At 73.6% G+C, this 24,585-nt stretch carries 22 protein-coding genes; 17 read left to right on the top strand and 5 right to left on the bottom strand.

Translation table 11 applies throughout. From position 1 onward, the window contains the following. The first annotated feature begins 138 nt into the window (after positions 1–138). From ACIGW2_RS15465 to ACIGW2_RS15455, 3 genes are all read left to right on the top strand, one after another. On the top strand, positions 139–780 hold the full coding sequence (locus ACIGW2_RS15465; protein WP_391656292.1) for a TetR/AcrR family transcriptional regulator: 642 nt from the start codon (positions 139–141) through the stop codon (positions 778–780). After that, a complete protein-coding gene (locus ACIGW2_RS15460) occupies positions 777–1,361 on the top strand; it encodes an SRPBCC family protein (RefSeq protein WP_391656291.1) in 585 nt (194 codons plus the stop codon). The genes ACIGW2_RS15465 and ACIGW2_RS15460 overlap by 4 nt, the downstream gene beginning before the upstream one ends. 128 nt (positions 1,362–1,489) lie before the next feature. After that, entirely contained in the window at positions 1,490–2,041 is a 552-nt protein-coding gene (locus ACIGW2_RS15455) for a hypothetical protein (RefSeq protein ID WP_391656290.1), read from the top strand. 23 nt (positions 2,042–2,064) lie between these two features. Here the strand turns inward: ACIGW2_RS15455 and ACIGW2_RS15450 are convergent, their stop codons facing one another. After that, positions 2,065–2,763: a hypothetical protein gene (locus tag ACIGW2_RS15450; protein ID WP_399843957.1), complete on the bottom strand. Its 699-nt coding sequence runs from the start codon at positions 2,761–2,763 to the stop codon at positions 2,065–2,067. Between the two features lie 552 nt (positions 2,764–3,315). Here ACIGW2_RS15450 and ACIGW2_RS15445 point away from each other — a divergent pair. The 7 genes from ACIGW2_RS15445 to ACIGW2_RS15415 all read left to right on the top strand — a co-directional run bounded on the left by ACIGW2_RS15445 (position 3,316) and on the right by ACIGW2_RS15415 (position 11,921). Beyond that, complete coding sequence (locus ACIGW2_RS15445; RefSeq protein WP_399843955.1) at positions 3,316–4,524, top strand: transposase; 1,209 nt, start codon at positions 3,316–3,318, stop codon at positions 4,522–4,524. A gap of 14 nt (positions 4,525–4,538) precedes the next feature. Next, complete coding sequence (locus ACIGW2_RS15440; RefSeq protein ID WP_399843953.1) at positions 4,539–5,210, top strand: response regulator transcription factor; 672 nt, start codon at positions 4,539–4,541, stop codon at positions 5,208–5,210. Between the two features lie 69 nt (positions 5,211–5,279). Then, positions 5,280–6,683, top strand: a complete 1,404-nt coding sequence (locus tag ACIGW2_RS15435) for an NtaA/DmoA family FMN-dependent monooxygenase (protein ID WP_399843951.1) — start codon at positions 5,280–5,282, stop codon at positions 6,681–6,683. Beyond that, on the top strand, positions 6,680–7,891 hold the full coding sequence (locus ACIGW2_RS15430) for an LLM class flavin-dependent oxidoreductase (RefSeq protein ID WP_399843949.1): 1,212 nt from the start codon (positions 6,680–6,682) through the stop codon (positions 7,889–7,891). Before ACIGW2_RS15435 ends, ACIGW2_RS15430 begins: the two co-directional genes overlap by 4 nt. A gap of 174 nt (positions 7,892–8,065) precedes the next feature. After that, positions 8,066–9,577 carry an SDR family oxidoreductase gene (locus ACIGW2_RS15425; RefSeq protein ID WP_399843947.1) on the top strand — a complete coding sequence of 504 codons (1,512 nt, stop codon included), beginning with the start codon at positions 8,066–8,068 and terminating at the stop codon, positions 9,575–9,577. A 184-nt stretch (positions 9,578–9,761) separates the two neighbouring features. Then, positions 9,762–11,234: an amidohydrolase family protein gene (locus ACIGW2_RS15420; RefSeq protein WP_399843945.1), complete on the top strand. Its 1,473-nt coding sequence runs from the start codon at positions 9,762–9,764 to the stop codon at positions 11,232–11,234. A 93-nt stretch (positions 11,235–11,327) separates the two neighbouring features. Next, the gene (locus ACIGW2_RS15415; protein ID WP_399843943.1) at positions 11,328–11,921 is read left to right on the top strand and encodes a HutD family protein; all 594 of its coding nucleotides are present in this window, start codon (positions 11,328–11,330) and stop codon (positions 11,919–11,921) included. Positions 11,922–11,931: 10 nt separating this feature from the next. On the opposite strand, the gene ACIGW2_RS15410 is transcribed toward ACIGW2_RS15415, so the two are convergent. The 4 genes from ACIGW2_RS15410 to ACIGW2_RS15395 all read right to left on the bottom strand — a co-directional run bounded on the left by ACIGW2_RS15410 (position 11,932) and on the right by ACIGW2_RS15395 (position 15,971). Then, the gene (locus tag ACIGW2_RS15410; protein WP_399843941.1) at positions 11,932–13,116 is read right to left on the bottom strand and encodes a hypothetical protein; all 1,185 of its coding nucleotides are present in this window, start codon (positions 13,114–13,116) and stop codon (positions 11,932–11,934) included. A gap of 98 nt (positions 13,117–13,214) precedes the next feature. Then, a complete protein-coding gene (locus ACIGW2_RS15405; protein ID WP_399843939.1) occupies positions 13,215–13,571 on the bottom strand; it encodes a hypothetical protein in 357 nt (118 codons plus the stop codon). Positions 13,572–13,620: 49 nt separating this feature from the next. Next, complete coding sequence (locus ACIGW2_RS15400) at positions 13,621–14,649, bottom strand: TolB-like translocation protein (RefSeq protein WP_399844136.1); 1,029 nt, start codon at positions 14,647–14,649, stop codon at positions 13,621–13,623. Between the two features lie 5 nt (positions 14,650–14,654). After that, positions 14,655–15,971: an MFS transporter gene (locus tag ACIGW2_RS15395; protein WP_399843938.1), complete on the bottom strand. Its 1,317-nt coding sequence runs from the start codon at positions 15,969–15,971 to the stop codon at positions 14,655–14,657. 635 nt (positions 15,972–16,606) lie between these two features. Here ACIGW2_RS15395 and ACIGW2_RS15390 point away from each other — a divergent pair. The 7 genes from ACIGW2_RS15390 to ACIGW2_RS15360 all read left to right on the top strand — a co-directional run bounded on the left by ACIGW2_RS15390 (position 16,607) and on the right by ACIGW2_RS15360 (position 24,479). Further along, positions 16,607–17,785 (top strand): hypothetical protein, encoded by a 1,179-nt coding sequence (locus ACIGW2_RS15390; protein WP_399843936.1) that lies wholly within the window; start codon positions 16,607–16,609, stop codon positions 17,783–17,785. Then, a complete protein-coding gene (locus ACIGW2_RS15385) occupies positions 17,782–18,561 on the top strand; it encodes a WecB/TagA/CpsF family glycosyltransferase (protein ID WP_391654863.1) in 780 nt (259 codons plus the stop codon). The genes ACIGW2_RS15390 and ACIGW2_RS15385 overlap by 4 nt, the downstream gene beginning before the upstream one ends. Continuing rightward, entirely contained in the window at positions 18,561–19,820 is a 1,260-nt protein-coding gene (locus tag ACIGW2_RS15380; RefSeq protein WP_391654864.1) for a nucleotide sugar dehydrogenase, read from the top strand. The genes ACIGW2_RS15385 and ACIGW2_RS15380 overlap by 1 nt, the downstream gene beginning before the upstream one ends. A gap of 5 nt (positions 19,821–19,825) precedes the next feature. Continuing rightward, positions 19,826–20,941, top strand: coding sequence for a non-hydrolyzing UDP-N-acetylglucosamine 2-epimerase (gene wecB, locus ACIGW2_RS15375; RefSeq protein WP_399843934.1), 1,116 nt, complete (start codon positions 19,826–19,828; stop codon positions 20,939–20,941). A 118-nt stretch (positions 20,942–21,059) separates the two neighbouring features. Continuing rightward, positions 21,060–21,872, top strand: coding sequence for a chain length determinant protein (locus ACIGW2_RS15370; protein ID WP_399843932.1), 813 nt, complete (start codon positions 21,060–21,062; stop codon positions 21,870–21,872). A 17-nt stretch (positions 21,873–21,889) separates the two neighbouring features. After that, on the top strand, positions 21,890–23,437 hold the full coding sequence (locus tag ACIGW2_RS15365; protein ID WP_391654867.1) for an oligosaccharide flippase family protein: 1,548 nt from the start codon (positions 21,890–21,892) through the stop codon (positions 23,435–23,437). Position 23,438: 1 nt separating this feature from the next. After that, positions 23,439–24,479 carry a hypothetical protein gene (locus ACIGW2_RS15360; RefSeq protein ID WP_391654868.1) on the top strand — a complete coding sequence of 347 codons (1,041 nt, stop codon included), beginning with the start codon at positions 23,439–23,441 and terminating at the stop codon, positions 24,477–24,479. Positions 24,480–24,585: the final 106 nt, after the last annotated feature.

Raw genomic sequence — 24,585 nt, 5'->3', positions numbered from 1 at the left:
GGAGCGGACGGTGCGGCTGAGCTTCCCGGGGTGATCGGGGCGAGATCGGCACCGGCTTTCGATACGACCGTTGCGTAAATCAAGGGGCCGGCGCTAATCTCCTTTACGAAACACCAGTATCGAAAGAGGGGGATCGATATGGAACCCACCGCACGCCGCGGCCGGCCGCGCAGCGAGGCCGCCGACGGGCGCATCCTCGACGCCGCGCTGCACCTGCTCCTCGACCGCGGCTACGACCGGTTCTCCATCGACGAAGTCGCCGGGACCGCCGGGGTGGCCAAGACCACCCTCTACCGCCGGTGGCCCACCAAGGACCACCTCATCGTCGCCGTCGTCGCCCGCCTCCAGGACACGGTCCCGGTCCACTACAGCGGCGACGTCCGCCTGGACCTGACCCGCTACCTCAACGAGATCGCCGCCGGACTGAACCGGATGCGCCTCGCCGGCCGCCCCGCGACCTCCGGCGACACCTCCGCCGGTCTGGTCGCGGAAGTCGCCGCCGCGGCCGCCCGCCACGCAGACGTCGGCGCGGCAGTCCAGACGATGTTCCAACGCCGCAACGCCCTGGTCCTGACCCTCCTGGAAGAGGCCCGCACCAGCGGTGAACTCCACCCCGACACCCAGCCCGAGGTGCTCTTCGACCAACTCGCCGGCGCCCTGTACTACCGCCTCCTGATCACCGGACGCCCCCTGGACGCCGCGTACATCGACCTGCTCGTAGCCGGCGCCCTGCGCGGAGCCGCCCAGCCCGCCACCGACCGCGAGAAGGGCCTCCGATGACCACCACCCCCCACACCCCGCCGTCCCCCGCCTCGCGGATACCCGCGCGTCGCCGACGCCGCCTGCTCGTGGCCCTCACCACCCTGCTGGCCCTGCTCGGCGGTTACACGGCCTGGACGAATCTGCGTCCGGTCCACCTGACCGCCTCCATCGACATCGAGGCGACCCCTGAAGACGTCTGGCACGTACTGACCGACCTTCCGGCCTACGGGCAGTGGAACCCGTTCATCACCTCGGCCGAGGTCACCTCCGCCACCGGCCGGCTCGAAGAAGGCGCGCACCTGCGCATCGTCCTGCACGACCGCACCGGCGACACCGCCTTCACCCCCCGTGTCCTCACCGCGAACCCGGGCCGTGAACTGCGCTGGCTGGGCAAGATCGGCCCCGGCTGGATCGCCGACGGCGAACACCGCTTCACCATCGAGGAGACAACTCCCGGCCACGTCCGACTCACCCAGAGCGAACGCTTCACCGGTGTCGCCGTGCCCTTCGCCCAAAGCGCTCTCCACGCCGACACGCTCCCTCAGTTCCATGCCCTGAACAAAGCCCTCGCCCTCCGGGCCGAGGCCCTCACCCCCTGACCGGCCCGAAAGCCGGAGTCAGTGATTCCCTTCCGCTTCGAGTGCCTCCCGCCGGTGGGGCGGGGCCTACGCTGGGAGCGCCGCACCGACTGGTGCGGAAGGGCAAAGCCGTCGTCGAAGGAGGCGCGGTGCTGGGACTGCTGGGCTTCTACGACGAATTCGACAACCGCCCGGGCCGGCCGAACGGCCCCATCCATGATGCCGTCCGGCCCGTCGGCGAGCCGGACGAGGTGGACCTGGTGGCCTACCTGGACTCCGGCCACGTCCTCATCGACGTCATGGAGGCGGGCCACGACGTCATCACCGGCAGCCCGCACCGCCACTCGCTCGGCTGCTCCTCACTGGTCACCGACGGCGCCTGGCTGTGGCGCCAGGACTTTCCGCACTACGTGGAGACGCACCACGTCCTGCTCCCCGAGGCGTTCACCGAGCGAGTCCGAGGCCTGAACTACCGGATGCCTGCCCTCATCACCGCCCAGTTCGCCCCTCGCTACGACGCGACCATGCCCCTCGTCGGCTGGAGTTCAGCCGTCCCGTGGCGAGCAACCGCAGCCGTGCTCGAACCCGAGCCACGAGCGGTGACCAGCAAGGCCGACTTCGAAGCGGCGATGCTCGCCCGGGAACGCAACCGGCCCCACGGCAACGGGACCAAGCCCCGCAAGCCGAGGCACGCTTGCTGACGGCCCACACAAGCAGCCGTTGCCTATTGCTCGGCAGCGCTCGGTTCGAATGCCTTGAAGCACACGGCCCGGCTGGTGCTGCAGATCTCGGCATCCATCGGGATGTTGATGCCCTCCGGGAACTCGTACGTCAGGAACGTCATCGTTCTGCCCGAGGGGAACCTCACCGTGGCTTCCTGAACCGGGGTCGCGTGCTCCGGCGTACCGTCCTTGTACGCGAAGGGGCCGCTCGTGTTCTCGACGACGCTGACGGAGAGCCACAACTGGTGCGGCTCGGCCTGGCTGCCAAGATCGTGCGGAGCACCTCGGCCCACGTGCACATAGCCCTGAGGCTTCCGCTCCTTCGCGAGTCCGAAGCACTGCCGGTCCGACGCCCGCTCGCGAATCGACACGAGGCAGTACGTGTTGGCGTCGGGCATCCAGGCAAGGTCACCCGTACCCGCCGTCCGGCCGCGCCGCAGAACCGCGAGTTCGGACGTCGCGGGAACAGCCTGCCCCTGGGGGAACAACGCTCCGTTCCCGTACGCCTCGATCAGCTTGGCGTCCTTCGCGGTGACCGTCGCCGCACCCAACGGCGTCGCGGGGCCCGGCTCGGGCGGCTCGGGCGAACTGGAGGAGCCGGAGGAAGCGGGTGTCGAGGAAGAGGAAGGGGCAGGGGCAGGGGAGCTGAGCGGGGGAGCGTCCTCCGTACAGCCGATCACCGCGAACAGCATGACGCCCACACACGCAAGAAGCCCACGCTTCATCGCCCACCCCCCGGTTGCGGAGATCATAGCCGCGCCATCGTCCGGACTGCATGGCCCGTTCTCGAAGGCCATGCAGTCCGAGGCGCCCTCGGTGGAGTACGGGCCGGTCCGGAGGGCGGAAGTGACCGCCACCGCTGCCGCAGGCTTCCGACCGAACCGGCCTCGACGCGACACCGGAATCGCTCCTTCTGGGGCCGAAACGTGATATTCATCCGCCGTTGATCGTCCCCAGACCCCGGTTCGAGCCAACCGGGGAAGTGGCGGACGGGGCCCCCGCTCGGGCCCCCAGAGGCCGTCTGACCAGGGGAAAGCCCGCTTCCCTGCGGCGTACCGGACCGAGGGGGAGCGCCGGCGCCGCCGGCGGCGCCGCCCCCGGCAGGAGCGCCCCGTGAGCCGCCTTTGCGCAGGTCAGCCCGCTACTTCCCGAAGTCCCCCGGCGCCCCGTGACTTTGGCCGGTGAGCCGGTAGCTTGGAGCCCGCACGGCCGCCCTCCGCATCGCCTTGCGGGGGGCCTGACTGTACGGGGGCATGGTCACGGTGTCGTCCATCGGAATGCGTGCGGCAGAACGCGAAAGCGAAAGCGAGCGCATGCGGGCGTTTCTCGACGAGGTGTTCCAGCCGCTGCATCGCGCGGAACAACGTCGCTGGGCCCGGGAATACCTGTGGGGCCTCATCCACTTACCGGGCCGGAAGACACCGCGCTCCATGGCCCGCGCGGGGGCGCTTCCCGCGGGTGCGGCGCACGGCCTGCACCAATTCGTCAACGCCAGCCCGTGGAGCTGGGGAGCGGTGCGGACCCGACTCGCGAGGGTCGTCGCCGAAAGCGGCCCCGCGTACGCGTGGACGGTCGCCGACGTCATCATCCCCAAACAGGGCGAGCATTCCGTCGGCGTGCACCGACGAGTCGACCCGGAAACCGGGCGTACCGTCAATTGCCAACGCGGCGTGGGTCTTTTCCTCATGGCCGGCACCCGCTGCTTTCCCGTCGACTGGCGCCTCGTGCTCCGCGGCGCCTGGGACTGGGACGAGCCGCGCCGGCGCCGCGCCCGCATACCCGAGGCCGAGACCGGCCGACCCGTCGGCGCGTTCGTCCTCGAGTACGCCGCCGCGGTCGCCGTCGCCCGCCCCCGGCTGCCCGACGTGCCCTGGGTGCTCGACCTGACCCGGCGCTGCGACGACGCCGGCGGCGTCATGGCCGGACTCGCCCGCCGCGGGCTCGACTTCCTCTGCGAGGTCGATGCCGGACAGACCGTGCTCGCGGGACGCCGCTCACCGGCCGTGACCACCGTCGGCGAGCTGATGGAGGAGCCGCACGCCCGGCAGCCGCACGTGCTGCCCGGCCCCCTCCGGCGCACCGCCGCCCGGCCCGTGCGGGTCAACGTGTCCGCGCGGACGGTGCGCCTCTCGCAGCGCGGCGGCGGCCGGGACGGCGCCTCGGCCGCGTACCACGTCCTCGAACTCCCGCCCGGCGACAGCGGACAGGCCGCCCGGTACTGGGTCACCAACGTCCTGGACCGGGGCGTGGAGGAACTCCTCGCCCTGGCCCGGACCCGGGCCGCCGCCGGCGCGACCGTCGAGGAGCTGCGGCGCTCCTTCGGCGTGCTCGACTTCGAGGGCCGCTCCTACACCGGCTGGCACCACCACATGACGATGGCCTCGGCCGCGTACGCCTACCAGCACCTGTACGGCGCCGCCGCGCGCCCGGCAGACACCGAAGTGAAGGGCCTGGGCACGTGACGAAGGTGCTCGTTGTGGAACAGGACGCGGCCACCGCCGAGGCGACGGCCGCCGATCTGCGCCGGCAGGGCTACGCCGCCCGCACCGCCGACCGGGGCGCCTGGGTCCTGCGCACCTACCGCGACGCCGACCTGGTGCTGCTCGCGCTGGACCTGCCCGACATCGACGGCCTGGAGGTGTGCCGGACGCTGCGGGCCGAGAGCGACGTCCCGGTGATCGCCTGCACGCCCCGAGACAACGAACTGGAGCGGGTCCTCGCCCTCAAGGCCGGGGCGGACGACTGCGTGGTACGGGCCTGGGGGCCGCGGGAGATCGGCGCGCGGATCGAGGCCGTGCTGCGGCGCAGCCGCCCGCAGTCCGCCGCCAGCGACACCATCTCGCTGCGCCCCCTGCACATCGACCCGCGACGGCGCGAAGTGCGGCTGAGCGACCGGCTGGTGGACATGACCGGCACGGAATTCGAGCTCCTCTACGCGCTCGCCGCGAACCCCGACACCGTCGCCTCGCGCAAGGAACTGATGGCCAAGGTCTGGGGGACCGACTGGGTGCCCACCAGCCGCACCATCGACACCCACGTCAGCAGCCTGCGGTCGAAACTCGGCTCCAGCCGCTGGATCATCACCGTGCGCGGCGTCGGATACCGCATGGGCCACGTCGACCAACTGCCCGAGAAATCCGCCGGATGAACCGGCCGGAACCCTCGGACGCCCGCTCGCGGCCCGCATTCCCCGCCCGGAAGGAAGCGTAAGGACAGCATGAAACAGATCCACCTCGCCGCCCAACTGCCGGCCATCCACAACGTCACCGTCTGGTCCGACCCGCGCTCCCGGAGCCAGATCGCCATCGAGTCCTTCGTGGACCTCGCCCGCACCGCCGAACGCGGGAAGTTCGACTTCTTCTTCCTCGCCGAAGGGCTGCGGCTGCGCGAACACAAGGGCGCCTTCTACGAACTGGACGTGGTGGGACGGCCCGACAACCTCACCATGCTCAGCGCGGTGGCCGCCGTCACCACCCGGCTCGGCGTCGCCGGCACCGTCAACGCCACCTTCAACGAGCCGTACGAGGTCGCCCGCCGGCTCGCCAGCCTCGACCACCTCAGCGCGGGCCGGGCCGCCTGGAACGTGGTGACCAGCCACGACGCCTTCACCGGGGAGAACTTCCGGCGCGGCGGCTTCCTCGCAGAGGAGGACCGCTACACCCGCGCCGCCGAGTTCCTGACCACCGCCCGCGCCCTGTGGGACAGCTGGGCCGACGGGGACGTGCTCGCCGACCCCGCCACCGGGAACTTCGTCCGCCCCGGAGCCGGTGAATTCGCCCACCGGGGCCAGCACTTCGACATCCGGGGACGCTTCACCACCCCGCGCGCACCGCAGGGCCACCCCGTGATCATCCAGGCCGGGGAGTCCGAGACGGGCCGGGACTTCGCGGCGGCACAGGCCGAGGTCGTCTTCAGCAAGTACAACCGCCTCGACGAGGCCCGCGCCTTCTACCGGGACATCAAGGACCGGCTCGCCCGGCACGGACGCTCGCCCGACGCCCTGCGGATCCTGCCCACCGCCACCGTGGTCGTCGCCGACACCGACGAGGAGGCCGCGGCCCAGGCCGACGAGATCACCCGGGCCCAGGTGAGCCCCCAGACCGCGATCGCCCACCTGGAGGCCGTCTGGGGCCGCGACCTGTCCGCCTACGACCCCGACGGCCCGCTCCCCGAGATCGACCCCGAACCCGAGGCGCTGGTCCTCAAGGGCCACTCGGTCTTCCGCCGGGGCCGCGCCGAGACCGCCCGCCGCTGGCGCGCCCTCGCCGCCGAACGAGGCCTCAGCATCCGCGAGTTGATGATCCACGTGCACGGCGGACAGACCTTCGTCGGCAGCCCGCGCACCGTCGCCGACGCCGTGGACCACTTCGTGCAGAGCGACGGCGCGGACGGCTTCGTCTTCGCCGCGCACCTCACGCCCGGCGGCCTGGACGACTTCGTCGACCGGGTCGTGCCCCTGCTCCAGGAGAAGGGTGTCCTGCGGCGGGACTACACCGGCACCACGCTGCGCGAGCACCTCGGGCTGCCGCCGCACCCGCCCCGCCCCGAGGCCGCCGTCACCACCGCCACCGCCACCGCCACCAGCACCGCCACCGCCACCGCCACGAAGGAGGCCTCGTGACCGGCACGCCCCTGCACCTCGCCGTCGCCCTGGACGGCGCCGGCTGGCACCCCGCCGCCTGGCGCCTGCCGGACGCCCGCCCCGACGCCCTGTTCACCGCCGGCTACTGGGCCGAGCAGGTGAAGGAGGCCGAGCGCGGACTGCTCGACTTCGTGACCCTCGAGGACACCCTCGGCCTCCAGTCCGCCGCCCCGCACCGCCCCGACTCCCGCACCGACCAGGTCCGGGGCAGCCTGGACGCGGCCCTCGTCGCCGCCCACGTCGCCCTGCTCACCACCCACATCGGCCTGATCCCGACGGTCAACGTCACCCACACCGAGCCCTTCCACCTGGCCGTCGGCATCGCCACCCTCGACCACATCAGCCGGGGCCGGGCCGGCTGGCGCCCGCAGATCGCCGCCCGCGCCGCCGACGCCGCGCACTTCGGCCGCCGCACCACGCCCGAGCTGACCGACGAGGACGTGCGCGACCCCGAACTGATCGCCCGCCGGCTGCGCCCGCTGTTCGCCGAGGCCGACGACGTGGTCGAGGTGGCCCGCCGGCTGTGGGACAGCTGGGAGGACGACGCGGAGATACGGGACGTCGCCACCGGCCGCTTCGTCGACGGCGGCAAGCTGCACCACATCGACTTCGAGGGACCGCACTTCTCGGTCAAGGGCCCCTCGATCGTCCCCCGCCCGCCCCAGGGGCAGCCGGTGGTGGCGAGCGTCGCCCACGCCTCGACGCCCTACGAGTTCGCGGCGCGCGGCAGCGACGTCGTCTTCGTCACGCCCTTCGACCGCGCGGGCGCCAAGGGGATCCTCGCGCAGGTCGACGAGGCCGTCGAGCTGGCCGGCCGGGACGTCCGGGAGCGCCCGCTGCGCCGCTTCGCCGACCTCGTCGTCCTCCTCGACGAGGAGCCCGGCGCCGCGGCCCGCCGCAAGGAACACCTGGACGACCTGAACGGCGCCGCGTTCACCTCCGACGCGCTGATCTTCACCGGCAGCGCCGGCGAGCTGGCCGACCTGCTGCTCGACTGGCACGGCACCGGCATCGAGGGCTTCCGGCTGCGCCCCGGCGCCGTACCGCACGACCTGCGCGCGATCACCCGCCGGCTGGTGCCCGAGCTGAGCCGCCGCGGCGCCTTCCGCACCGCCTACGGCCCCGGCACCCTGCGCACCCGCCTGGGCCTGCCGCACCCCCGCAACCGGTACGCGCCCGCCGGCTGACCGGGACCGGCCGACCGGCCGTCCGGCCTGGCGGGCGCCCCACCCGCCAGGTGCCCGACGGTCCATCCACCGGTGCGCCTCCGGCCGCCTCGGCCCGCATCCGCGCGCCGCCGAAACGCCGAAGAAGCGGCAGGGCGCGTGTGCGCCACGTCGATCGGTGAAACGGATCAGCGCATGGACATCGCCACCCCGCCCGAGGGCACCCGCTGTCTGGTGACCGGCGCGAGCGGCTACATCGGGGGCCGGCTCGTGCCGGAGCTGCTCGGCGCCGGTCACCGCGTCCGCTGTCTGGCCCGGCACCCGGACAAGCTGCGCGACTTCCCCTGGGCCGACCGCGTGGAGACCGTGCGCGGGGACGTCACCGACGCCGCGAGCCTCCGAGAGGCGTTCGCCGGCGTGGACGTCGCCTACTACCTCGTCCACTCCATGAGCTCGACGGCGGACTTCGAGGCCACCGACCGGCTCGCCGCCCGCACCTTCGCCGCCGAGGCGCGTGCGGCCGGGGTGCGGCGCGTCGTCTACCTGGGCGGCCTCGTCCCACGCGGCGTGCCGGAGCGCGCGCTCTCGCCCCACCTGCGGTCCCGCACGGAGGTGGGCCGCATCCTCCTCGACTCGGGCGTCCCCACCACCGTGCTGCGCGCGGCCGTGGTCATCGGCTCCGGATCGGCCTCCTTCGAGATGCTCCGCTACCTCACCGAACGGCTGCCCGTCATGGTCACCCCCAGCTGGGTCGACAGCCGGGTCCAGCCCATCGCCGTCCGCGACGTGCTGAGATACCTGGTGGGCAGCGCCGGCATGCCCCCGGACGTCAACCGGACCTTCGACATCGGCGGCCCCGACGTGCTCACGTACCGGGAGATGATGGAGCGGTACGCCGAGGTCGCCGGCCTGCGCCGACGCCTGATCGTGCCCGTGCCCGTCCTCACCCCGCGGCTGTCGAGCCAGTGGATCGGTCTGGTCACCCCGGTGCCGGCCTCGCTGGCCAAGCCGCTCACCGAGTCGCTCCGGCACGAGGTGGTGTGCACCGAACACGACATCGCCGGGTACGTGCCCGACGGCCCCGGCCGCCCCGTCCCGTTCGAGGAGTCGCTCCGGCTGGCCCTGCGCCGGGTGCGCGAGGCACGCGTCACGACCCGCTGGTCCTCCGCCTCGCCGCCCGGGGCGCCGAGCGACCCGCTGCCCACCGATCCGGACTGGGCGGGCGGCAGCCTCTACACGGACGAACGCGCGCGCACCGTCGAGGCGAGCGCCGAGTCGCTGTGGCGGGTCATCGAGGGCGTCGGCGGGGAGAACGGCTGGTACTCCTTCCCGCTCGCCTGGGCCGTCCGGGGCTGGGCGGACCGCCTCGTCGGGGGAGTGGGGCTGCGCCGGGGCCGCCGTGACGCGGCGCGGCTGCGGGTCGGCGACGCGCTGGACTTCTGGCGCGTCGAGGAGATCGACCGCGGCCGCCTGCTGCGGCTGCGGGCCGAGATGCGGCTGCCCGGTCTCGCCTGGCTGGAGATGGCGGTGGACCAGGACGCGGCCGGGCGTACGTCCTACCGGCAGCGGGCGCTCTTCCACCCCAAGGGCCTCGCCGGACAAGCCTACTGGTGGAGCGTCTCCCCCTTTCACGCCGTGGTCTTCGGCGGCATGGCCAGGAACATCGCCCGCACCGCCGAGACGGAGGGCCGACGGGACGCGCCGTGACGGCGCGCGCCGTGCCGGGCCCCCGGCCTCGGACGGCTTCCTCCCGGCGCCGAGGGGCGGCCGGCGCCCCGCCGTCGGACGACCGGACCCGGCAAGGTATACCAAACGCCGGGGTGTCGTTAGGGTGCCCTGGCGGGCCGGCCGAGGGCCGACCCGCGGCCGTACCGCGGACGAGAGGAAGTCGATGAGGACCCTGGTGACCGCCTCCTGGGTGATCGCCCACGACGGACGCACCCACGTGGAGCTCCCCGACGGCGGCGTGCTGATCGACGGCGACACCGTCCTCGACGTCGGCGACCGGGCCGCGCTCGCCCGCACCCCGGTCGACCGGCACGTCGAACTCGGCGAGGCCGTCCTCACCCCCGGCCTCATCGACCTGGATGCCCTCACCGACATCGACCACCTGATCCTCGACTCCTGGGCCCCGCCCGAACGCGCCGACGGATACGTGTGGTCGGAGGCGTACTTCGACCGCCCCCGGGCCGTCTTCGACGCCGCCCAGCGGCGCACCGTGCGCACGTACGCCCTGACCCAGCTCGCCCTGCACGGCATCACCAGCTACATGCCGATCGCCTCCGAGGTGCACAGCGACTGGGCCGAGACGCACGAGGACCTCGTCGCCATGGCCGAGGTCTCCCGGAGCCTCGGCCTGCGCGGCTTCCTCGGACCGTCCTTCCGCTCCGGGGTCAACGTCATCGGCGCCGACGGCGAACCCACCGTGAAGTACGACGAGGAGGCCGGCCGGCGCGGCCTCGCCGAGGCCCTCCGCTTCCTGGACCACACCGAGAAGCTCGCCGACCCCCTGGTCACCGGCGTGCTGCTGCCCTGCCGCATCGAGACCCTCACCCCCGAGCTGCTCCGCGACATCGCCCGGGCCGCCGAGCGGCGCGGCGCCCTGGTGCGGCTGCACGCCCTCCAGGGCAACGCGGAACGCGCGTACGTCCGGCGCACCCACGGCATGACCCCGCTCCAGCTGCTCGCCGAGACCGGACTGCTCTCCGACCGTCTGATCGTGCCGCACGGCGTCGTCCTCGACGTGCACCCCGACGTCCTCGGCACCGACACCGGCGACACCGCCGTCCTCGCCGAGGCCGGCGTCTCGGTCGTCCACTGTCCGCTGACCAACGCCCGCTACGCCCACCACCTGCACACCTTCGGCGCCTACCGGGAGCGCGGGGTCAACCTCTGCCTGGGCACGGACTCCTTCCCGCCGGACCTGATCCGCGGCATCGACACCGGCGTCCAGGTCGCCAAGCTCCAGGCCGGCGACCTCGGCCAGGGGCACCTCGCCGGCTACTTCGAGGCGCTGTGGACCGGTGGCCCTGCACCGCCCCGACCTCGGCCGGATCGCCCCCGGCGCCGCCGCCGACCTCACGGCCTTCGCGCTCGACGACTTCCGCATGGGCGTGACCGAGGACCCGCTGCGCACCCTGGTCCTCAACGGCACCGCGCGCGACGCGGTCCTCACCATGGTCGCCGGCCGGGTCGTCATGCGCGACGGGCGGATCCCCGGCGTCGACCTCGGCGCGCTGCGGCGCGCCGGGCAGGAGCTGTTCGACCTGATGCGCGCGGCCTACCCGGAGCGGGACCACCGCCGGCGGCCGGTGGAGGAACTCTTCCCGCCTGTCTTCCCGCGCGGCTGACGGACCGCGGCTGACGGACCGCGGTTGAGCGGGGGAGCGGCGCCGTGCGAAGGTGCGGCGTCGAGCGCGACGCAGATACGGGATCCACGGCACCGGGAGCTGACGACATGACCGCAGGACGCCTGCTCAGGGCGCGGGACCGGGCGGCGACGCCCTGGCGCAACGGCGGCGGCGTGACCCGCGAGATCGCGGCCGGGCCCGCCGACGCGGGCCTGGACGACTTCGTCTGGCGGGTGAGCCTCGCCGATGTCGCCGCCGGCGGGCCGTTCTCCGCCTTCCCCGGCGTCGACCGGGTCATCACGGTCGTCGACGGCCCCGGCATGCAGCTCACGGTCGACGGCGCCCCGCACCTCGTCGACGCCCGCTTCGCACCCTTCCGCTTCCCCGGCGACGCGGTCACCGACTGCCGTCTCCTCGGCGGCCCGCTGGTCGACTTCAACGTGATGACCCGCCGTACGGCGGCCACGGCGGAGGTCCGCATGGTGCGCGGGCCCTTCGAGGCCGCGCCGCCGGCCGGCGCCGTCACCCTGGTGGTCGTGCTGAACGGCACGGCGGTCGACACCGGTTCCGGCCGCACCCTGGAGCGCTTCGACGCGGTCCTGTACGAGGCGGGGGAGACCGGCGCCCACCGGGTGGACGGGGTGGCGGCCGTGGTCACGGTGACGGAGACATCGACGGAGACGGAGACGGCGCGGGACTGAGCCGGGCGCCTCAGTTGCCGCCCGGCTCGTAGTTGGTCAGGACGCAGCCGGCCGCGGCCGCCTTCTCCACCCGGTAGCCGGCCGGGGCGGAGAAGCCGGGCTCGCAGTTCAGGTACAGGAACTGGAGCTGGTACAGGCCGTGGCGGACGGCCGGGTCGTTCGTCTCCACGGCGATGTTCCGCCCGACCAGCAGCCGGCTCGCGGTGGCGCTCAGCCGGTTGTCGTCCTTCAGGTCCTCGCGCTGCGCGTCCCGGGCCCGGCTCTGCAGCAGCGTCATGTCGGAGACCACGTCGAGCCAGTTGAGGTCGTGGGCGCGCTGCTCACCGGCCGGATAGCCGCACAGCGCGCGCTCCTCGACGCCCCAGGCGCGGTGGTCGCCCCGGACGACCGGCTGGAAGTCGATCGACTCGACCGCGAGGTCAGCGGGATCGGTCGAGAAGTTCGCGCAGTCGACGTGGTACGGGTGGAGCATCTTCTTCAGCTCCTCCAGGCTCCCGGCCTGCGGCAGCCCGAGGCTCCCCGCGTCCGGCTGCCCCGGCTTCGCGGACGTCTCGCCGCCCGCGGCCGGATCGCGCGGCGCCTCGAAGTTCGGGCTGCCCGAGCCGTCCTCGCTGCCGACGAAGTCGCTCAGGACGCAGCCCTCGACGAGCGCCTTCTCCCGCTTGTAGCCCTCGGGCACGGAGGCCGTCGGATTGCAGGTGAGAACGCGCAGCTCCGAACGGGACAGCTTGAGCGCGGTCTTGGTCTCGGTGGGCGTCACCGCGAAGTTCCGGCCCACGAACACCCGGCTGAACAGCCCGTACGTGGCCTCGCCGGCCGCGATCTTGTCCATCACCCGCTTCTTGTAGCCCTCCTGGAACGCCTTCATGTCGGAGGTCACGTAGAAGATCAGCTCACCGTTCTCCACCCGGTCGCTGCACACGCCCCGCTCCGTCACGCCCCACTTCCCGACGGTCGTGAGGTCGGTGAGCGGCAGCCGCGGGTCGTTCGGTTCGGTGCCCATCCGCTCGCAGGAGGCGTAGCGCTGCACGTACGCCCGCGCCTGCTCCAGCGTGGTGGCGTCGGCCCCCTTGCCGGCGGCGGACGTCGGGCTCGTCACCTCGGTGGTGCGGTCGGTCCCGGAGTCCTCGCAGGCGGTGAGCGCGGTGAGGGCGGCGAGGGAGAGGAGGGTGCTGAGGATCCGCTTGACGTGCATGGTCCCGTTCCGTGGTGACAGTTTCGATGCGGTGTGGTGCGGGGATCTCCGGTGGTGCGCGACCGGCGCGCGGGCGCTCGGCACGTGCCACACGGCCGCTACGGCACGGCGAACCAGCAGACGTCCCCGGAGTCCGGCAGCCCCGGCAGCGCACGGACCTCCGCCGCGATCCGCTCCAGCGCCTCGGCCCGCTCCAGCGGCCAGGGCCGGAAGGGCTCCTCCGCCGAGTCGGTGAGGTCCCCGGGCCGCGCCCCCGCGTCGTACAGCGCGCCCACCAGGCGCAGCAACAGCTCGACCTGGTCGGCGGCCGGCGCGCCGCGCCCGAGGATGGTGCCGACGGCTCCGCTGATCACGGAGAAGCCGAGCCAGTCGTCGTGGGCGTACGCGACGAGGTGGTCCAGCTCGTGGCGCTCGGCTTCCTGACGGTCCGTCACGTGGCCCCTTCCCGTGATCACGCCGTCCATGATCGCACAGGTGAACGCCCGGGCCGCACCGGCGACTTGCTCACCCGGCCGGCGTCGGCGGTGCCTGTCCGTCCTCCATGAGGAGCCTCGGGGCGCCGGTGCCGTCGGCGGGGACGGTCCAGGTGTCGTCGCTGTGCGGGCGGGTGTCGGCCGGGAGGGAGTAGGCGAGGGTGCGGTCGTCGAGCCAGACGGCCTGGTCGTCGACGCTGCGGCGCTCCGCGAGCGGGGTGGACTTCAGGGTGCGCAGGTCCAGGACGTGCTCGCGCCAGAGGGCGGCCGTGCCGAGGACGCGCTTCTTGTACGCGACGCGGGTGCCGTCCGGGGACAGCGACGGGCACTCGACGTTCCGCGTCAGGGTGGTCACCGCCCGGCCCCGCACCGAACCGCGCACCAGATAGGTCTGGTTGCCGGTGGCGAGGGTGGCGTAGAAGGTGTCGTCGTCGGCGGCGAAGGTGACGCCCCAGAAGTTCACGTCCTGGTTGCGGTAGGGACGGCCCTCCAGGGTGATCGCGTACTCCTCCAGGTTCGCGTCGAGCCGCCCGCTGCGGGTGTCCAGGATCGAGGTGCGGGTGGAGAAGAAGGCCGTGCCGTACGACTCGCCCTTCACGAACACCGTCCAGGCGACGAGCTTTCCGCTGGGGGAGACCCGGGCGCGGCTCGGGATGCCGGCCAGCGGGTGGCTCTTCAGGGTGCGCAGCTCCGCGTCGAGGATCTGCGCGCGGTAGGAGGGGCGCCCGAGGACCGTGGTCGACTGGAGGCAGACGCCGGTGCCGGCGGCCGAGTGGAAGCGCAGACAGCTCAGGTCGGAGGCGGTGCGGACCCCGCCCGCCGCCCGGTCGGCCGGCACCGACACCAGGTGGTCGCGCTGCGGCCCGGCGGCCGTGTTGCGGAAGACGAGCCGGCCCGGCTCGTCCAGGGTGACCCGGCCCGCGGTGAAGGCCGGGCCGCCGGGGCGGGGCTTGTTCTCCTCCTCGGCCCGTTCGGCGGCGGACAGCACCGACCAGGCGCCGACGCCCCCGAGCAGCAGCACCCCGGCGGCCAGGATCAGCAGTCGGCGCAGCGGGGTCAGGGCCATCACTTCTCTCCCGGGGACGAGGGCGGGGGCGAGGACAGGAGCGGGGGCGACGACGGGGACGGGGAGGGCGGGGCCTGCGGGCGCAGGGCCACGCCCGCCGCCGTGGCGCAGCAGGCCAGGCCGGCCGCCGCCGTGGCCAGCGCCGGGCCGTCGCCCCACGCCGCCCACGCCGCGCCGAAGGCCAGCGAGCAGCAGAACCGGGCGAGCGCCTGGCCCGTGCCGACCAGGGCGATGCCGCTGGCCCGCAGCCGCTCCGGCACCACCGCGCCCACCGCCGCGGGCAGCACCCCGTCGGTCGCCGCGTAGAACGCGCCGTGCAGCACGAGCACCAGGTACGGCAGGGCGGGCGTCGCCGGGGCCCACAGCAGCAGGGCGTACGCGAGCAGCAGCCCCGCGTGCCCCGCGAGGAACACGGCCCGCCGGCCGACCCGGTCCGCGAGCCGCCCGAGCGGCAGCGCGAGCAGCAGGAACACGCTCGCCGTGCCCAGCGGCAGCAGCGGGAACAGCTGCTCGGCGACCCCGGTGCGGCGCTGCACCAGGAGATAGAGGAAGGCGTCGCTGACCGTGGTCAGACCGAGCAGCACCGCGCAGCCGAACAGCACCCGCAGCCGGCGGGTGCGCAACAGCCCGAAGGCGGCCCGCAGATCGACCTTCGGCGCCTCCTCGGCGCCCGCCGCCGGCCTCCGCTTCCCGCCCGGCACGAACAGCAGCAGGACCAGCACACCGAGCGCGGCCACGCAGCCGCTGACCGCGAACACCGCGTCGTAACCCCCCGCCGCCACACCGAGGATGACGAAGGCGAGCACCGGACCGAGCAGCGCCCCGGTGGTGTCCATCGCCCGGTGCACCCCGAAAGCCCGGCCCTGCCGCTCGGGCGGCGCCGACAGCGAGATCAGCGCGTCGCGCGGCGCGGTGCGCAGGCCCTTGCCCGTGCGGTCCAGGGCGAGCGCCGCGCCCAGGGCGCCCAGGTGGTGCACGAGCAGCAGCGGCTTGCACAGCGCCGACAGGCCGTAACCGACCGCCGCCACCATCTTGTGGTCGCGCACCCGGTCGGCGAGGTGGCCGCCGGTCAGCTGGACCAGGGCGCTCACCCCGTTCTGCACGCCGTCGAGCACGCCGAAGCCCAGCGGGCTCAGACCGAGCCCCAGGACGAGGTAGAGCGGCAGGACGGCGGTGACCATCTCCGTCGACACGTCGGTGATCAGGCTGACCGTGCCGAGCGCCAGGACGGTCGGCGAGACCGCCCGCACCGTGCCGCGGACGCGGTCCTCGGCGGTGGCGGCCCCGCGCGGGGCGGAGCGATCGGCCAGGTACACGGCAAGGACTCCAGCCTCGTCGAACGGGTGGACGCGCGCCCACTGTAACGGCTGGGACCCGTCGGAACGGCAGGATCGGGGCGGCTTCGCGACCGCTTGCCACCAATTCCGCGAAAGGCCTCATCGTCACCGTGTTGTGCGCCTATCTTCCCGTTGTACGCTGCGAGTTGAGCACGGCGTCCGCGCCGTGCCCAGGGGGTGTTCGTGGGGGGATTCACGGGCGGAAGGCCGGAGCCGGGCGGCTTCGCGGCCGACTGCCGTCATCGGCATGCTCGTCATGCCCGGGACCGCCGGTCCCGGGTCCGATCGCGCACCGGCACGTCCGGCGGACGGGGATCCGCCGGGTGACCGCGCGGGCGCGCGGAAGCGGCGCCGTCCGGGGGGCCTGAGGAGACCCCCTCGGCTCGCCGTCCCGCACACCCGCACGCGTCGCGGACCGCCCCCACCCACATCCCGCAGTACGCCCCGCAGCACCTCCGCACGACTCTCATCTCAGCAACGCACCACAACGGCCCGCCCACACCGGGCCGTTCACACGCCGACCCGGACCAGCCGCTCTGGACCGGACCGACCCGAGGGGGGTGGGTGTGTCAGTTCGTCCTGCCAACACACCCGACATGCCACGCAGTTCACGGATGACCGAGCTCTCCCGAGCCGACCGGACGCTCCACGGGCTCGCCACCCGGCTGCTCGCCGTGGCGGAGCGCGGCCTGCCGGAGATGCTGCTGCCCGACGGCGGCGGCTTCGTCTTCACCCGCGCCGGGCACCGGGCGGACGACGGCTCCTTCACCCTGGAACGGCGCGGCACCAGCGTCCGCTACGCGGCCATCACCGCGCTCGGCGCCCGCTTCCTGCCCGCCGACCGGCAGCGCGCCGTGCTCGGCGGCCACACCGCCGAGGAGTTCACCGGCCTGCTGATCGAGCGGCTGCCCGGGGTGCGCAACCTCGGCGACGCCGCCCTGATCGCCTGGGCCGCCGCCGAGACCGGACACCCCAAGCTGTCCGACGCCCTCGACCGGGTCGCCCGGCTCGACCCGCCCGGCCGGCCGCAGTACACCGTCGAGGCCGCCTGGGTGCTCTCCGCGCTCGCCGCCGCCCGCCCCCACCTCGACGTCGAGCAGCGGCTCGCCGCCGCCCGCGACCGGCTGCTGCGCGCCCGCATCGGCCGCAGCCCGCTCTTCCCGCACGCCACCGGGCCCGGCCTCAACCCCTGGTACCGCGCGCACATCGGCTGCTTCGCCGACCAGACCTACCCCCTGCAGGCCCTCGCCCGCGCCCACGCGAGCGGCGACGACCCGCAGGCGCTCGCCGCCGCCGACGCCTGCGCCACCCGGATCTGCGCCCTCCAGGGCGAGGGCGGCCAGTGGTGGTGGCACTACGACGCCCGCTACGGGACCGTCGTCGAGGGCTACCCGGTCTACAGCGTGCACCAGCACGCCATGGCCCCCACCGCCCTGCTCGACCTCGCCGAGGCCGGCGGCACCGACTTCGGCGAGCCCGTACGGCGCGGACTGCGCTGGATGACCGAGGTGCCCGAGCTCGCCCGGGCCGGCGCCACCGAGCCGATGATCCTCGACGAACTCGGCGTCACCTGGCGCAAGGTGTACCGCGGCGACCCGAAGAAGGCCGTCCGCGCCGCCCGCGGCCTGAGCACCCGGCTGGTGCCCGGACTGCGGATCGGCGCGCTCGACCGCGTGTTCCGGCCCGCGTCCGTGGACCGCGAGTGCCGCCCGTACGAGTTCGGCTGGATGCTCTTCGCCTGGCTCGGCTCGCTGCCGGGGACCACCGCGGCCGACGGGGGGACGGAGAGATGACCCCACGTCAGAACCTGTTCGGCGTCGGCATCGACGCCCTCACCATGGACCGGGCCGTCGGCCGCTGCCTCGCCGCCGTCCGCGCGGGCGAACGCCTGGAGATAGGCGTCGTCAACGCCGCCAAGCTGGTCACCATGCGCCGCGACCCGGCCCTCGCCCGCGCCGTCTCCGGCTGCGACCTCGTCCTCGCCGACGGCCAGGCCGTCGTGTGGGCGAGCCGGCTGCTGCGTCGCCCGCTGCCCGAACGCGTCGCCGGCATCGACCTGTTCACCCGGCTGCTCGCCGAGGCCGAGCGCGAGGGGCTGTCCGTCTACCTGCTCGGCGCGAAGCAGCACGTCCTCGACGAGATGCTGCGCCGGATCGCCGTCCGCCACCCGGGCCTGCGGGTCGCGGGCAGCCGCAACGGCTACTTCGGCGACGACGAACAGCCCGCCGTCGCCGACGCCATCGCCGCCAGCGGAGCCGACCTGCTCTTCCTCGGCATGACCTCCCCCAAGAAGGAGATCTTCACCGCCGGCTACGGCGAGCGCAGCAAGGCCGCCCTCGTACACGGCGTCGGCGGCTCCTTCGACGTCCTCGCCGGCGTCACCCGCCGCGCCCCGGAGAGCTGGCAGCGGCTCGGCCTCGAATGGCTCTACCGCGCCCTCCAGGAACCCCGCCGCCTCGGCCGCCGCTACCTCACCACCAATGTCTCCTTCGCCCTGATGACCGCGCGCGAGCTGCTCCGCCGTACCGCCTCACCGTCGATCAGCACCGCCAGCAGGGGGGAATCGTGATGCGCCGCGTCGTCGTCGTGGGCCAGGGGTACGTCGGCCTGCCGCTCGCCATCCGCGCCGCCGAGACCGGTCACGAGGTGATCGGCTACGACGTGGACGCCGAACGGGTCAAGAGCCTCGCCGCCGGGGAGTCGTACGTCGAGGACGTCTCCGCCGAACGCATCCGCGCCGCCCTGGAGGCCGGCACCTACCGGGCCAGCGACTCCGTCCGGGACTGCGGCGGCTTCGACGTCGCCGTCGTCACCGTGCCCACCCCGCTGCACGAGGGCACCCCGGACCTGCGCTACATCGAGGAGTCCGCCCGCGCCCTCGCCCGCTACCTGCGCCCCGGCGCCACCGTCGTCCTGGAGTCCACCACCTACCCGGGCACCACCCAGGAGCTCTTCGGCCCGCTCCTCGAAGAGGGCTCCGGCCTCGTCGCCGGCGCCGACTTCCACCTCGGCTACAGCCCCGAGCGGATCGACCCCGGCAACCCGGTCTGGGGCTTCGAGCAGACCCCCAAGATCGTCTCCGGCGTGGACGCCGCCTCCCTCAAGGCGGTCCAGGAGTTCTACGACGCCCTGGTCGACACCACCGTGCCCGTCGGCTCGCCCAAGGAGGCCGAGCTCGCCAAACTCCTGGAGAACACCTTCCGGCACGTCAACATCGCCCTCGTCAACGAGATAGCGATGTTCGCCCGCCACCTCGACATCGACGTCTGGCAGGCCATCGACGCCGCCTCCAGCAAGCCCTTCGGCTTCATGCGCTTCACCCCCGGCCCCGGCGTCGGCGGCCACTGCCTGCCGATCGACCCCTCCTACCTCTCCTGGCGGGTGCAGCGCGAACTCGGCCAGAGCTTCCGCTTCGTCGAGCTCGCCAACGACATCAACAACCACATGCCCGACTACGTCACCCGGCGCCTGGTCAACGCCTTCAACACCCGCAAGCGGTCCGTCAACGGCTCCCGCGTCCTGCTCCTCGGCCTCGCCTACAAGAAGAACACCGGCGACGCCCGCGAATCGCCCGCGCTGCGCATCTCCCAGCTCCTCCTGGACATGGGCGCCGAGGTCCGCGCCGCCGACCCGCACGTGGTCGAGGGCCAGCGGGTCGACCACCGTCTCGTCCGGGTCGAGCTGACCGAGCAGGAGCTCGCCGCCGCCGACGCGGTGGTGCTCATCACCGACCACGACGCCTTCGACTACGCCCTCGTCGAGGCCCACGCCGACTACGTCCTCGACTGCCGCCGCCGGCTGACCGGCCCGCGGGTCGAGGTGCTCTGACCCCCGTGAGGACCCCCGTGCGGATCATCTGCGTCGCCGGCGCGCGACCCAACTACATGAAGATCAAACCCGTGTTGGACGCCCTGGAGGTCCGGGGCGCCGAGACCTTCCTCGTCCACACCGGCCAGCACTACGACCCGGCCATGAACGACGTGTTCTTCCGCGACCTGGGCCTGCGCCCGCCCGACCGCTTCCTCGGCGTGGGCTCCGGCAGCCACGCGGAGCAGACCGGGCGGGTCATGACCGCCTTCGAACCGCTCGTCGACGAACTCGCCCCGGACCTCGTGGTCGTCGTCGGCGACGTCAACTCCACCCTCGCCTGCGCCCTGGTCACCGCCAAGGCCGGCCCGCTGCTCGCCCACGTCGAGGCCGGCCTGCGCAGCCGCGACTGGTCGATGCCCGAGGAGGTCAACCGGCTCGCCACCGACCGGGTCAGCGACTACCTCCTCGCGCCCTCCGAGGACGCCGCCGACAACCTGCGCGCCGAGGGCTACCACGCGGACCAGATCCACGTGGTCGGCAACGTCATGATCGACACCCTCTTCGCCAACCTCGACCGGGCCCGCGCCGGCGACACCCTGGACCGGCTCGGCCTCGCCCCCGGCCCGTACGGCCTGGTCACCCTGCACCGGCCCGCCAACGTCGACGACCCCGAGGTCCTCGCCGGGCTGCTCAAGGGCCTCGGCGAGGTCGCCGCCCACGTCCCCCTCGTGCTGCCCGTGCACCCCCGGGCCGCCGAGCGGATCGAGGCGGTCGGCGCCCCCGGCGGCATCCGTCTCGTCCCGCCGGCCGGCTACCTCGACTTCATCGCCCTCCAGGCCGGCGCCCGGATCGTGCTCACCGACTCCGGCGGCGTCCAGGAGGAGACCACGGCGCTCGGCGTGCCCTGCGTGACCCTGCGGGACAACACCGAACGCCCGATCACCGTCGAGCAGGGCACCAACGTGCTCGCCGGCCGCGACCCGGACCGGATCCTCGCCACCGCCCTGCGGCTCCTCGACGCCCCGCCACCGCCCCGCCGGCCCGCGCTCTGGGACGGCCGGGCGGGGGAGCGGATCGCCCGGGTGCTGCTCGACGGCGGCACCGCCGCCACCCGCCCCAGGCCCACCGACGGCCGCTGAACCGCCGCACGTGGTGATCGCGAAGGACTCACGTCCGCTCGCGATCCCACCTATTCTCATCTGCGGTACGGCAGTTGAGCAGCCGCCGCCGAACGGGGGGCGCGCAAGGGGGAATGCCATGGACCTCGCAGAGATCTTCCGGGTCATGTGCCGGCGGTGGTACGTCCTGCTGCCCGGACTGCTGCTCACCGGCGCCCTCACGACGGGCGCGTGGCTGCTCGTGCCCGTCACGTACGAGTCGCAGAGCACCGTCGCCATGCTCAACTCCCGCAAGGGCGCGCAGGCCGACGGCAACCCCTTCCTCAGCATGGAGCCCTCGCTCACCGGCATGGCCGACAGCCTCGCCCGCAACGTCAACTCCGACGCGTCCGCGGCCGAGCTGAAGGGCCGGGGGATGCGCGAGAAGTACGAGGCGAAGATCGCGGACAACGCGCAGGGGCCCCTGCTCTGGCTCACCGTGAAGGGCGAGGACCGGGACGCGGTGCTCGCCGGGAACAAGACGCTCATGGCCTTCACCGCCCAGCGGCTCAAGGACCTCCAGGCGGACCAGGCGGTCGCCCCGGACGCGATGATCCGGATCACCACCATCGTCCCGCCGCAGGACCCCGAGCCCCAGCTGAAGTCCAAGGTCCAGTACCTGATCATGGCCGCCGGCCTCGGCGTCGTGCTCAGCCTGGTGGCGACCTTCTTCGCCGAGGCGCGCCGCCGCGCCAAGGACCGCGCCCGCGCGGCGGCACGCGCCGCTGCCGCCGCCGAGCGGGCCGCAACGGAGACCGATCAGGACCACCGGGAGGCGGAGCCGGCCGCCGACGCGGAGGCGCAGGAAGCGGCCCCCGTACCCCAGCAGTCCGACCAGCCCACCATGCAACTGCCCGCCCTGCCCGTCTCCGAGCGCCGCCCCGCCAAACGACCCCCCTCCTGGGCCAAGTGACGGGACACCCTCCACCCATGGCGAACGACTCCGCCACCCCGGCCGCCGCCCCCGAGGGCCTCGGCACCAAGGTCCGCTCCGCCACCCGCTGGAGCCTGATCAACACCGTGGTCATGCGGCTCGGCAACTTCGCCACCGGCATCGTCCTGGTGCGCTACGTCCTCGACCCCGCCGCCTGGGGCGTCTACGGCGTCGCCCAGACCGTCCTCATGGTGCTGCTCGCCGCCAACGAACTCGGCGTCACCCTCGCCGTGGTGCGCTGGGAGGGGGACGTGCGGCGCTTCGCGCCCACCGTGCTCACCCTCGGCGCACTGTCCAGCTCCCTGCTCTACCTCGCGCTGTTCGCCGCCGCCCCCGGCGTCGCCGCGCTGCTCGGCGCCCCCGAGGCCACCGCCGTGCTCCGGGTGATGTGCCTCTGCCTGATCCTCGACGGGCTGGCCCAGGTGCCCGCCGGCGTCCTCACCCGGGAATTCCGCCAGGGCCGCCGGATGGTCGTCGACGCCCTCAACTTCCTCGTCAGCACCGCGGTGACCCTCGTCCTCGCCCTCCAGGGCTGGGGCGCCATGAGCTTCGCCTGCGGCGCCGTGGCCGGCAACGCGGTCGCCCTGGCCGGCTGCGCGCTCGCCGCGCCCGGCATGCTCCGCTTCGGCTGGAACCCCGAGCAGGCCCGGGCGCTGCTCCGCTTCGGACTGCCGCTGGCCGGCGCCAGCCTGCTCTCGCTCGCCGTGGTCAACGCCGACGCCATGATCGTCGGCGCCGTCCTCGGCCACGTCGCCCTCGGCTACTACATGCTCGCCTTCAACATGGCGGGCTGGCCGGTCCGGGTCATCTCCGAGACCGCCCGGCGGGTCTCCTTCGCCGGCTTCTCCCGGCTCGCCGACTCCCCGAAGGCCCTCTCCGACGGCTTCGCCCGCGCCCTCGGCGCCCTGATGACCGCCACCGTGCCCGCCTGCGTCCTGCTCGGCGCGCTCGCCGGACCCCTGGTCGAGCTCGTGTACGGGGCGAAGTGGCGGCCCGCCGCCGAGGCGCTGCCCTGGCTGATGGCCCTCGGCCTGGCCAGGATCGCCGCCGAGCTCACGTACGACTGCCTGGTCGCCATCGGACGGCGCCGCGCCCTGCTGCTCATCCAGGGCCTGTGGCTGGTCGCCCTGGTGCCGGTCCTCGTCCTCGCGGCCCGCGCCGGCGGCATCGAGACGGTCGCCGCCGGCCATGTCCTGGTGGCCGGCGCGGTCGTGCTGCCGGTCTTCCTGCTCGCCCTGCGGCGCGGCGGCATCGCCGTCCGGGCCCTGGTCCGGGTGTGCGTGCGGCCCGTGCTCGGCGGCCTGGTGATGGCCCTGGTCCTGCTCGTGCTGCGGCAGCGGCTCGGGGAGGGGGCGCTCGCCGTGTGCGCCACCAGTGTCATCGGCCTGGTGTGTTACGCGCCGTGCGCGCTGCCGGCCCGCACACTGGTGCGCGGCGCCCGCGCCCGGCTCGGCCGGCACCGGGCGGGGCCGGCCCGGGCCACGGGCGCCGTCCCCGCCGTACCGGCACCGCAGAGGCCGGCCGAGCCGGCCCGTGAACGATGAGGTGAGTCCCCTGGCCCGACCCCGTCGCCGCAAGGCCCTCGGCGCGGCGCTGCTCGCCGCCGTGCTGCTCTTCGCCCTCTTCACCTTCACCGGGCTCGGGCAGCAGGCGCTCTGCCTGGGCGGCGCCGCCCTGTGCGACTCGCGCGCCATCACCGCCCCCGGCGCCGACGGCGGCCCGTCCGGGACGACAGACGACGGCAAGCCGGCCGCCCCGAAGGGCTGCGCGCGCCCGCGCGACTGCGGCTACCCCGACGAGACCACCACCGGTCCGCGGATCGCCCGGCTGACCCCCCAGAGCACCGGAAACGCCGCCATCCGCACCGACGGCACCGTCATCCGCGGCTGGGACATCACCGGCTCCCTGGACATCTACGCCAACGACGTGACCGTGATCGACAGCCGGATCACCTCCACCAACTGGTGGGGCATCAACCTGCGCCCCGGCTTCTCCGGCCTGAAGGTCCTCCACACCACCATCACCGCCGTGCCCGGCAAGGGCCTGAACAACGGCGGCTCCGACTACGCGGTCTCCAACATGTCCACCAGCTCGATCGAGATCGGCCACTGCGACATCTCCGTCTTCGGCGACGCCCTCTCCATGGGCCAGGGCGACATCCACGACAACTACGTGCACGACATCGTGCCCTTCAAGAACCTGGACGGCGAGTGGCAGCACACCAACGCCGTGATCAGCAACGGCGGCGGCAAGGGCAGGCTGACCATCCGTCACAACACCCTGCTCAACCCCACTCCGGTCGAGAAGGGCGCGTCCGCCGCCGTCGGCCTCTTCGCCGACAGCGCCCCCGTCACCAACACCGTCGTCCACGACAACTGGCTCGCCGGCGGCGCCTACACGCTCTACGCCGGCGGCAAGGACTCCACCGGCATCGAGGTCACCGACAACGTCTTCTCGCCGCAGTACTACCCGGCCGGCGGCAAGTACGGACCCGTCTCCTACTGGAACCCGACCGGCAAGGGCAACGTCTGGCGGGGCAACCGGATGGCCGACGGCACCCCGGTGAACCCGCCGCCGCCCAACTGAGCCCCGCCGCACCGTCATACGGAAAGTGCGAGGGCACGTTCCGGGCATCGACCTGATAAGTCCCCTCATCGGGCACTACGGTGGACCGCGACCCACCCCGCCCTTT

Source organism: Streptomyces sp. NPDC053541, assembly GCF_044544705.1.
Classification (GTDB): domain Bacteria; phylum Actinomycetota; class Actinomycetes; order Streptomycetales; family Streptomycetaceae; genus Streptomyces.
The sequence above is the reverse complement of the archived record's forward strand: the minus strand, read 5'-3'. Positions and strand labels throughout refer to the sequence as shown.